This window comes from Vibrio sp. 704 (assembly GCF_033339295.1).
Map to the genome: position 1 here is coordinate 63,948 of NZ_JAWOUH010000023.1, position 10,044 is coordinate 73,991.

At 49.4% G+C, this 10,044-nt stretch carries 9 protein-coding genes; 4 read left to right on the plus strand and 5 right to left on the minus strand.

The window, feature by feature from the left end; all coding sequences use genetic code 11:
* The first annotated feature begins 2 nt into the window (after positions 1 to 2).
* The 3 genes from trbL to R7R24_RS21430 are packed head-to-tail and all read left to right on the plus strand — an operon-like array spanning position 3 to position 1,816.
* Positions 3 to 1,292: a P-type conjugative transfer protein TrbL gene (trbL, locus tag R7R24_RS21420; RefSeq protein ID WP_025594150.1), complete on the plus strand. Its 1,290-nt coding sequence runs from the start codon at positions 3 to 5 to the stop codon at positions 1,290 to 1,292.
* Positions 1,293 to 1,344: 52 nt separating this feature from the next.
* Positions 1,345 to 1,545 (plus strand): hypothetical protein, encoded by a 201-nt coding sequence (locus R7R24_RS21425; protein ID WP_025594149.1) that lies wholly within the window; start codon positions 1,345 to 1,347, stop codon positions 1,543 to 1,545.
* A gap of 16 nt (positions 1,546 to 1,561) precedes the next feature.
* Positions 1,562 to 1,816, plus strand: coding sequence for a hypothetical protein (locus R7R24_RS21430; RefSeq protein ID WP_140371510.1), 255 nt, complete (start codon positions 1,562 to 1,564; stop codon positions 1,814 to 1,816).
* A gap of 197 nt (positions 1,817 to 2,013) precedes the next feature.
* Here R7R24_RS21430 and ltrA read toward each other — a convergent pair whose 3' ends face one another.
* Both ltrA and R7R24_RS21440 read right to left on the minus strand, forming a co-directional pair.
* Positions 2,014 to 3,486: a group II intron reverse transcriptase/maturase gene (gene ltrA / locus R7R24_RS21435; RefSeq protein WP_031848075.1), complete on the minus strand. Its 1,473-nt coding sequence runs from the start codon at positions 3,484 to 3,486 to the stop codon at positions 2,014 to 2,016.
* A gap of 702 nt (positions 3,487 to 4,188) precedes the next feature.
* Positions 4,189 to 4,602 carry a LysE/ArgO family amino acid transporter gene (locus tag R7R24_RS21440; RefSeq protein ID WP_025589760.1) on the minus strand — a complete coding sequence of 138 codons (414 nt, stop codon included), beginning with the start codon at positions 4,600 to 4,602 and terminating at the stop codon, positions 4,189 to 4,191.
* Between R7R24_RS21440 and R7R24_RS21445 the strand changes: the two genes are divergently transcribed.
* Positions 4,579 to 5,052, plus strand: coding sequence for a DUF4832 domain-containing protein (locus tag R7R24_RS21445; RefSeq protein ID WP_025594143.1), 474 nt, complete (start codon positions 4,579 to 4,581; stop codon positions 5,050 to 5,052). The two genes, R7R24_RS21440 and R7R24_RS21445, sit on opposite strands and share 24 nt — an antisense overlap.
* A 146-nt stretch (positions 5,053 to 5,198) precedes the next feature.
* Here the strand turns inward: R7R24_RS21445 and glpC are convergent, their stop codons facing one another.
* The 3 genes from glpC to glpA are packed head-to-tail and all read right to left on the minus strand — an operon-like array spanning position 5,199 to position 9,414.
* Positions 5,199 to 6,425 carry an anaerobic glycerol-3-phosphate dehydrogenase subunit GlpC gene (gene glpC, locus R7R24_RS21450; RefSeq protein WP_004726856.1) on the minus strand — a complete coding sequence of 409 codons (1,227 nt, stop codon included), beginning with the start codon at positions 6,423 to 6,425 and terminating at the stop codon, positions 5,199 to 5,201.
* Positions 6,422 to 7,747, minus strand: a complete 1,326-nt coding sequence (gene glpB, locus R7R24_RS21455) for a glycerol-3-phosphate dehydrogenase subunit GlpB (protein ID WP_014257458.1) — start codon at positions 7,745 to 7,747, stop codon at positions 6,422 to 6,424. Before glpB ends, glpC begins: the two co-directional genes overlap by 4 nt.
* Positions 7,744 to 9,414: an anaerobic glycerol-3-phosphate dehydrogenase subunit A gene (gene glpA / locus R7R24_RS21460; protein ID WP_025594253.1), complete on the minus strand. Its 1,671-nt coding sequence runs from the start codon at positions 9,412 to 9,414 to the stop codon at positions 7,744 to 7,746. Before glpA ends, glpB begins: the two co-directional genes overlap by 4 nt.
* Between the last annotated feature and the right edge of the window lie 630 nt (positions 9,415 to 10,044).

Sequence of the window (10,044 nt, forward strand, 5' to 3'; positions counted from 1 at the left end):
TTATGAGCAAGATATTCATTCGACTTGTGATGCTACTAGCTGTGTTACTGACCTCGCAAACTGCGTCGGCGGCCATTGAGCCTAATGGTGTCTTGGATGAGGTAGCCGTGCGCTTCATGACCGCTAGTGCTACTTGGAGCACGGTAATTACAAACCATGCCGTGTGGCTGTTTTGGACGCTGGGTACTATATCTCTAGTTTGGACTGGCGGTACTTTGATCCTTAAACAAGCGGATATAAGGGAGTTCTTTGCCGAGTTTATGCGCTTTATCCTGACGTTTGGTTTCTTCCTCTGGTTACTCAGAAACGGCCCAGACTTTGCGACGTCAATCATCGACTCGTTGAGAACGATCGGTGCTCAAGCCGGTGGCCTTCCGAGAGACCTAACCCCCTCAGAGCCTATCAGCATTGCTTTCGACATTATTGTTAAAGCAGGTGAGTATTACAGCATCACAAGCCCTATAGATAACTTGTCTCTTTTCTTCATCACGCTAGCAATTTTGGCATGTATGGCGGTTGTGGCGGCTAATGTGTTGTTGGCCTTGGTAACAGCTTGGATATTGATATATGCCGGTGTTTTCGTGCTGGGGTTTGGTGGTTCGCGTTGGACTTCAGATATAGCAATCAACTACTTCAAAAGCGTATTGGGTGTCGCTTTGAAGTTGATGACAATGACTTTGCTCATTGGTATCGCTATGTCGATAATGGACGGTTTTTATGCTGATCTATCCAATGATGCCCCTATGCGTGAACTGCTGGTGATCTTTGTCGTTTCACTGGTTCTCGTAATGCTTATTCACTCTGTCCCTAATGTGGTTGCTAGCCTAGTTCCTGGAGGCAGCGCGGCGGCGGGTGCTGGCAGCATAAGTGCTGGGGCGATGGCCGGCTCGGCTGTTGCCACTGGTGGTATGGCTGCCGGTGCAGCAATGGCTACCGCTGGCGGTGCGTCTGCTATTCAGGCTGCATTTGCAAAAGCAGGTGAGAACGTAGCGAACAATACTGACGTTATGTCGAGCCTTAGCAGTGCATTTAACGGTAGCGGTGACTCTGACGAAGCTGGCTCTTTCTCCCAAGCTTCCGACCAATCTTCTAGCAATGGCGAATCCTCTGGCGGCTTTAAGGATAGTGTTGCAAAAGCGGGCCGCGTTGCAGCGGATACTGGCGCTAATTTGATTAAAGGAATGGGCGATATGGCCGGGGAGCGTATAGGCCAAACCGCTGGAGGTCGTTTAGCCAGTTCAGTACGAAATAACATGAAAGGGGACGGGGAAGATGATAAGGAGGGTGACTGACGACGCTTCTCCTGCATTTGACAACGATAGCTTAGGCGGTGGAACTGGGTGGATGAATCAAAACGGCGGCTTTGATGGCCTGTCCAGTGAGGATCAGGAAGAAGCACGCCAAGCACACGCTGAGTGGCAAGAGCGTGACCCGGAAAAGCACGCCTTCGACGTTGAGGACTACGTTTCGTATTCCCAAGAACAACAGCAGGAACGTAACGAAGAGGTTGCCAACTTTGTTAAAAAGGCCGTATGGCCTAACTAGATAAGGATTACTGATTATGGAGTTTAATTTTCCACCCCAAAACCTTGCAGAGGTATTTGGTTTATTCGCCGTGATGTTCATTGTAATGCTGGCCTTCTATTTTTTAGGACAGTGGATGCACAGCTCCGGATACGGCCCGAAAATGAAAGTCATTGCTGACAAAATGGAGGTATTCCAAAACCGGTTAGCCGGGCGTGCTTACAAGGACATGAATAGATCGGTCGATCAAATCGACAACATGAGACGCTGGCCGTTTGGCCGACGCAAGTAGTTAGAAAGCACACGGGCCAGTGATGGTGCACCGGCCCGTATTTTCACATACATCAAACCGATTATAGTGAAGCTGTAACTCGTTTTTGTCGAGTAGACGACACTTGTTACCAAGTGCCGCCCCTCTAAGAACCGTACGTGCAACTTTCACTGCATACGGCTCAAGCCTCCACTAAGGCATCATTGATACCCAGCAACTTATAACGCAGTCGGGACAGGCTCTTTCCAAGAGTTACGAGCTAGCCTTTTAGATTTTCTCTTCACCAGATATTCTTGGTATTGAGGGTCAAAAGGGGTCGCAGCACTCCTAATTTTTACGTGTCTTTCGATAGGCACTTTCGCTATTTGGAACAGATTGAAGTGACAGTCCATGTTCATGATTTTCTGCCAACCGTGAAATTGCCACTGGCCTTTACGATTGAGAAAATACTTGTGCACAACCCAGTCTTTGGACTTGGTTGGATGACGTCTAACTGCCCAGTGCCATAACGCTTGGAATAGTTTATGGCCGACATACCCGAATACTTGTTTAGCAACACAGTGGCGATAGTAATTCGCCCATCCCCTAAGTTTCGGATTTATCAACTTGATAAGATCGTTAACAGGGATGGTTGCGTGCTTTTTAATAACTTCACGTAGATTTCTAAGGAATAACAGCGTATTGGATTTGCTCGGTTTAATGAGCAATTTCCCTTTGTACTTCCTGTGATTGAAACCCAGAAAGTCAAAGCCATCATCAATATGAGTGACCTTCGTTTTTTCTTCGGAGAGGGTTAACCCTCTTTCTGCCAAAAAGCCAGCAATCAACGGTTTGATATCGTTCACTAGCACTTCCTTTGAAGAGCAGGTGACCACAAAATCATCCGCATAACCGATAAAGTTGGCCCTAGCACCCATTTTCAGAGCTGTAGATTTTATTTGTTGCTCTATTCCCGCGAGAGTCATTAGCATCAAGGTTGGAGATATTATTCCACCTTGAGGTGTACCTTCTTCGGTATCGTAGAACAGCCCCTTATCTACATAGCCAGATTTTAACCATTGCTCTAACATTCGTTTATCTACAATGATATTGTCCATCAGCCATTTATGCCCGATTTTGTCGAAGCAAGCCTTAATATCTCCCTCAAGAACCCATTTCGCGGATTGCTTTAGAGCTAAACATTTGAAGCACTGACTGACAGCGTCAGCCGTGCTGCGATTTGGTCTAAAACCATAGCTATTGAGGTCGGCAAACGTTTCGGACACAGGCTCTAATGCAAGAAGGTGGAGGGCTTGTTGCGCTCTATCAATCATGCATGGAATACCCAGTGGCCTGAGCTTACCGTTCTTTTTGGGAATATAGATACGTTTGAGTGGTTTTGCGGAGTAAGCCTTGCGACTCAGTTGATCGACTGCTTTCATACGGCGTGCATCTGTGTTCCAGATGACACCGTCTATTCCAGGCGTTTTACTGCCTTTATTCTGAGAGACTCGCTTAACCGCGAGAAGCTTGGCTGAGCGAGAATGAGTCAAGAGCCACTGTAAAGACTTCACCTTACCGTATTTCTTTTCTCTAGTTGCTTTTGCGATACGCATTTGAAGCTTCAATACGTGTACTTCAACGGATTTCCAGTCGATGGACTGCCATTGATCGCCGTCAGAAGATGCACTAATCTCTTTCGAGATCACCATTTGCTTTTCTCCTTGAATAAAGTTCTTCAAATTCTCTCGCAATGGAAGACCAGTCGGAAGTGGGCTCACTTTCGTGATCAGACATAAGTCTGTATCTGCATCATTACAATGTAGCTTTCGCTTTTTCCGACCTCCTATACCTGCACCACTATCGGCCACAAAGGCTTTCCCAAAGGGAGTGATACAGGCTTACCCTGTTCCGTATGTTGCGTAAAATGTCGGGTTAGATGCCCACTATAGTGCGGAGAGTGCAGTGACCACGAAAAAGTACTGTCCAACCTCTTTCCAACTCTCATTGCCTTTTGGCTACAGCGTAATAACCACTTCCGCTGCTTCATCATATAACGCACCTTGAATGGATTCACATATGTTCATCATACTGACTACCTAGCACTTACCCGAATTGTGGTTTTCAGGAGGAACGTCCTCTCACGATTCTTTTCCCACTCAGCCCAACGGCCAAGTTTCGTTACATTGTCCGAGCCGCTGCTTTATTCAGGCTCGTAGGTTCATCTGGTGATACAGACGGTTCACTCATAAAGCGGTGAACAACGCTTCATACGACTTCAGGTCGCACGGACAGAAATGGTTTAGAGTATTTACTTAAATTAGCAAAGGACGAATAACTTCTGGTATGGAAACTCAGTGTCCAATCTAACAGGAGCAATTTAGTTAATAGAAATGCAGCTTCATCGCGACGCTCTATATGTATTGGCTTAACAAAGGTGCTGCCAGCTTCAATGCAATACCACACATGATGCATGAAATCGCAGAATCTAAAATTCGCCATGTTCTTGGCTTACTAAAAAGTGGGATCAACTTGTTAGCCAAATACACTAATCCATAAAACCAGCCCCCTGATGCGATCAGTGCCCCTATAACAAACAATAGTTTTTCATCAGGTTCCATTTGAGCAGTCACGCCCCCGAGTATCACCACCGTATCCAGATATACATGTGGATTTAAAAAAGTGATAGCCATCGCCATTAAAACGACTTTTAACCAACTCTGGGCAATGTCCGAATTTTCCAACTCTAGGTGACTTGAACCTTTCCAAGCTGATTTTGCAGATTGGTAGCCATACCAGAAAGCTTGGATTGGGCGATTGCGCAGCACGCTTCGACATTGAACCTGAAATCGCACGTGGTGCCGACTCAGTATCGTGATTTGTTGGACGATGCGTTGGCTCAAATTGGCTATCGTCTGCGTGTAGACACACTGGTGCACCCTGCTGAATTGACGCCGGGCGCGACCATGACGGTTCAGGCCTTGCTTGTGAACGAAGGGAACGCGCCACCGTATCAGCACCATTATCTGGCGTATCGATTGGTGAATGAGGACGAAGAAACCGCGTTTTTCAACGTCTCAACCGCAGATGTCATGCGTTGGCTGCCGGGTGAACACGCGACCTCCAGCAGTTTCACTTTGCCTGAAACGATCCCCACCGGCCATTACTACCTTGAGTTGGCTTTGGTCGATCGCCATGCTGAGGCAGAAGTGAATCTGGCCAATGAAGGGTTGCAGGCGTCGGGCTGGTATCGCTTATCTGACGTGACCATTCGTTAGGTCGACAGCCTTCGCCATGCTGTGGTGCGATAGACAGCAGCAAACGAAAAGCGAAAGTGACAGAAGAAAAGCGGGCAATGCCCGCTTTTTTGTACGTTGAGCGTTGAAACGACTTTCTTTGAAGACGCCTTTTTGGGGTTGGAAGACTAAGCCAGTGCTTGCGCCAGCAAGCTGACCGGGTGAATGGTTTCCAGCGCGGTGTTCTCTTCGATTTGCCATTTACAGGTTTCGCAGTCGGTGATCGCAAAATCTGCATCGGAGGCTTTGATCGAGTCAAACAGGTGCGAGCCGATTTTCATCGACACGTCATAGTTCTCTTCTTTAAAGCCATAGGTGCCCGCCAAACCGCAGCATTCGCTATCGAGGACAATCAGTTCTAGGCCCGGAATCATGCGCAGTAACTCAATGGTAAACATCACGTTGCCACTGCGTTCCAAGTGACAAGGCGTGTGATAAACCACTTTGAGGTTGACCGGTTTCATTTTCGGCGCATTGCCATTCATAAACTCTTTCAGCAGGAAGCGCGTGACGTATTCAATGTCGTTGGACACTTGGCTGTTGTCGACGCCGAGCACATGCGGGTATTCCTGTTGCAGCGTGAACGAGCAAGTTGAGGAGGTTGAAATCACTTTGGTGTGATATTCATTGACCGCAGTTTCCATGTTCTTCACGTTCAGCAATGCGTTTTTACGCGCTTTGTCATGAAAACCGTTGGCAATCAAAGGCACGCCGCAGCATTTCTCGTTGTTCAGCAAGCGCACGCCAATATTCATCGCATTCAACACCTTCACCAGATCTTTGCCCAATTGTGGGTGGTTGTAGTTGACGTAGCAGCCATGAAAGTAGGTGACTTGGCGCTGATACAGCGGCTGGCTGGTGCAATTTTGTTTAAACCAGCGACGGAACGTGCCGTGCGAGTATTTCGGCAACGCTTTGTGGTCATGCACGCCGATGGTTTTGTGCATGATTTTTTTCACCAATGGCATCGATGTGGCGAAGTTCACCACTGGTGCAAATGGCGTGGCCAGTGAGCCGAACAGGTCGGTGTGGCTCAGCACGTAGTCACGCATCAGTTTCGGATTGAGCGGTTTCTTGCCATGTTTACCCCGCGCGACGGCGATGATGTCGCCGATTTTCACCCCAGAAGGACACGCGGTTTCGCAGCGTTTGCAGTTGGTGCAGTATTTAAGCGCTTCGTCGTAATATTCCGGGTTTTTAATGCGCAGGCGCTCGCCATCCGGCCCGCACTGTTTCGGGCCTGGGTAATCTGGGTTGGCTTTTGCCACGGGGCAGTACACCGTGCAGACGGTGCATTTAATACATTGGTCAAAGCTGGTATTCAGAGGAGCAGCTTTTGAAAATGGCGCGTTCATGCGAGCACCTCCTGATCGAATGGGTTAGGGTGAGACGCTGACAATTGAGGTTCTAGGCATTGCATGATGGCGTGGTAGGCGGTGCCAATCGCGACGCCGCCACCGCACCCTTCAAACACGGGATCGTATCCCGACAACATGGAGCCGCAGCAGTACAAGTTTTTAATGGTGACGCCGCTGCGCTGTGGGTTCAATTGCGCGTTGGTTTCGACACCGAATGCCATAAAAGGGTGTGAACGGTCGGCAAAGAAGGCCGGATTGCGCCAATCAACGCGTGCTGGTTTATGCGTCACTTGCAAGCCAAAGATCGGTTCTTGGATGGCGTGTTGCTCGGCATGCAACCCTTGGCTGAAATAGCTGCCGGTTGCCATGATGTAGTTGTCAGCGCTGATGGCCATGTCGCGCAGGTTTTGCGTTTGCAGGCTAACCAGACGCTCGCCGTCAAACGTGCCGTTGACCACTTTGTCGCCTTTGAGGTGAATGCCACCCAGCAGCAGGAAGGTGCGACTGAGCGCCTCTTCAATGCGAATACCCAGCAGCGATGGTGGCATGGTCGGCACTTCGTGAAATTGCAGTTGCGTGGTGTCGCGTAGCTTCGTTAGCAGCGTTAGGCCATCGCCGTTGCCCATGATCGCGGGCATGATCACCAAGTCGTTGCGATTGGCTGCACGCATCAAACCATCGCATAGCGCGGTCCACGCGGCATCGTGTTTTAGCAAACGTGCAATGTCGATTGAGCGCAGCTCATTTGGGTTGCGGCGGTATCCGTCAAACCCCGGAATCGACAGGGTGACCGTGTGAATCGGCACACCTTGAAAATCGGGATGCTGGTGAAGGTTATCTTTCAGCATTTGTGGCTGAAAATCGCGATAGCCATCGATCGAAACCACCACAATACGCTCAAACGAAACTTCTTGGCGGTGTTGGTAAACAAATGGCTGCGATAGCCAAGTCGCTTTGAGTGTGCCAAGCGGCGTGATGCGCCCGTGATTGGCCAAATCATCTTGATGCGATAGCGGCACGTTCGCGGTGGCGAGCGTTTGACGAAACCATTCCAGCCCTTTTTGCAGCGTGCTACGACCCACCGTGTTGTACGGATGGGACGGCGCTTGTTGCTGTAATGCGTCGAGGGCATCAAACGGGTGGGTGACCGCGCTGCCATCTGGTAATTTCGCCAGCACATCAATGGAGCCGGAAGAGAAATGTAACGCGCTTTGACCCTGATTGATGAGCACGGTTTTTTTGCCAGCTTGCAGGCTGCGAATTGCAGCGGTATAACCCGCAATGCCCCCGCCGATCACGGCCACATCATAATGCATCATAATTCCGCCTCCTGTTTTTGTTGTTCTGCTTGAGGGTGTTCTGATTGAGCGGGCTGGGGCAGGTCGCTGGCACCGAGTAATCCTTCGTAAATCCAATAGCTGAATTCCGCTTCGCGCAGCGCATCACCCCAGAAAATGGGTTTGATGCCTTTCCAGCGCTCTTCTAGAAAATCGACCAACAATTCACTCGATTGACAGCCATCGACCTGACCATATTCGGAAAACAGGCTGGCCGCACGGTAGATGCACAGTTCGCCCTGACAAGGGCCCATGCCTAAGCGAGTGCGGCGGCGCAGATCGACCAAGTTGTTGACGTCGAGCTGTTTAATCGCGTATTCAATTTCGCCCGCAGTGACCATTTCACATTCACAAATAATCGCTTGGCTCTTGGCATCGTCAGACAAGAATTGCGTGGCGCGTTCACCATGGCGATAAATGGCGGATTCATACACCGGTTTGGCGATGCTGGCGGTTTTCTTGATGGCTTTTGGCGTTTCGTTTGACCCCGGCAGTGGGCGCGTGTGGGTTTCGCACGCCTGAGTGTTGCCCAGTTTCTTCGCCACTAAGTCGGTCGCCCATTCCGCCATTAAGCGGTAGGTCATCAGTTTGCCGCCGGTAATGGTGGTGAGGCCTTTGAGGCCGTCGCGCTCTTGGTGATCGAGCAAAACGATGCCGCGGCTGATATTCCGGCCACTGCCATCGTCATCTACCGAAACCAAAGGACGTACCCCCGCGTAGGCACGCAGTACGCGCGTATTGGCCATGATCGGCGCAAGTTTCGCGCCTTCTGCCAACAGCACATCCACGTCACGTTCGGTGACGTGCAAGTTGTCGATCTGGTCGTAATCAATGTGTTCGGACGTGGTGCCGATAAGTGAAATGGTGTCGCCGGGCACCAGAATGTCGGCATCGGAAGGTTTACGGCAACGGTTGATCACCAAGTTATTGATGCGGTAATCGAGGATCAACAGCGAGCCTTTGGCAGGGAACATCTTGATGTTGAGGTCGGCATATTCGCAGATATGTTGTCCCCAAATGCCCGCGGCGTTGATCACTTCTTTGGCAAAGATTTCAAACTGTTGGTTGGTGCCCAATTGCAAACAGCGTACACCGAGTATGGTATCGCCTTGGCGAATCAAACTGGTGACGATGGTGCGGTTGAACATGCGCGCGCCGTGCTCTTTGGCATCAAGGACGTTCGAGGCACATAAACGGAACGGATCCAGCGTGCCGTCGGGCACTTTCACCGCACCGATCAGCGCCGGGTTCACGTTCGGTTCGAGCGCGAGTGCTTCTTTTGGCGTTAAACGGGTCGCTTCGATACCGGCATTGCCGCAAGCCTGAATAAAGGTGTCTTGAAAGCTGAGTTCGTCTTCAGGCAGGGTAATGAATAGGCCGTCAGTCGCTTCCACACAATGGCGAGCGATGCGTTTGAGCGTTTGGTTTTCTTGAATGCATTCTTTGGCCGATTCTGCATCAGTGACGGCATAGCGCGCACCAGAGTGCAGCAAGCCGTGGTTACGACCCGTGGTGCCGGAGGCGATGTCATCTTTCTCTAACAGAATGCACGCGATGCCTCGCAATGCGCAGTCTCGCATGATGCCTGTGCCGGTCGCGCCGCCGCCAATGATGACAACGTCGGTTTCCATTCGTTGATAAGCCGTCATGACCTTTACCTTATGCAACTTTAATAAACTTACAACTAGTATGTTTTTTTTTATCATTTACGTTCGATATATTGCTCACAAAAGCGCGAACGAGCGTTAAATTGATAGTTTTGGTGATTGTTTCGTGTGGGTGTGGAGAAATTAACCAACAATGTTGCTGGTATTTAACAGGGTTAGGCACATATTTGTTACATGTAAATCGATGAAAACAGGAATAAATTCGCTAACGAGCTGGTCTGATGTGCAAGCGGAGTCAAGAACGTTGTTGGTAAATGAAAACGTATGATGCCTTGTTTAATAAGCAATTGCTCAGTTTATTAGGGTTTTCTTGATTAGAAAATGGCGCGATAAAAACTAACCCTACTGATGAAATGATCAAAATGATGCGCCAATTAACAAAAAACGAGTTTGACATTAACAAACTTGTGCTCGAACGCTCATAAATTTCCTTGTTCGATTTTCGAGAGTGCTCTTCTGTGTCAGATTTGCCCACACAAAGTTTGTGTACATAACTATAAACAGGACTCTTACTTATGACTCGAACAAAACAACAGGCTTTGATGTGATGGACGCACTTCCCTTCTAGCACCGTTGTACCAAACTAATGGTGCAACCAGTAAGAGCAGGAGT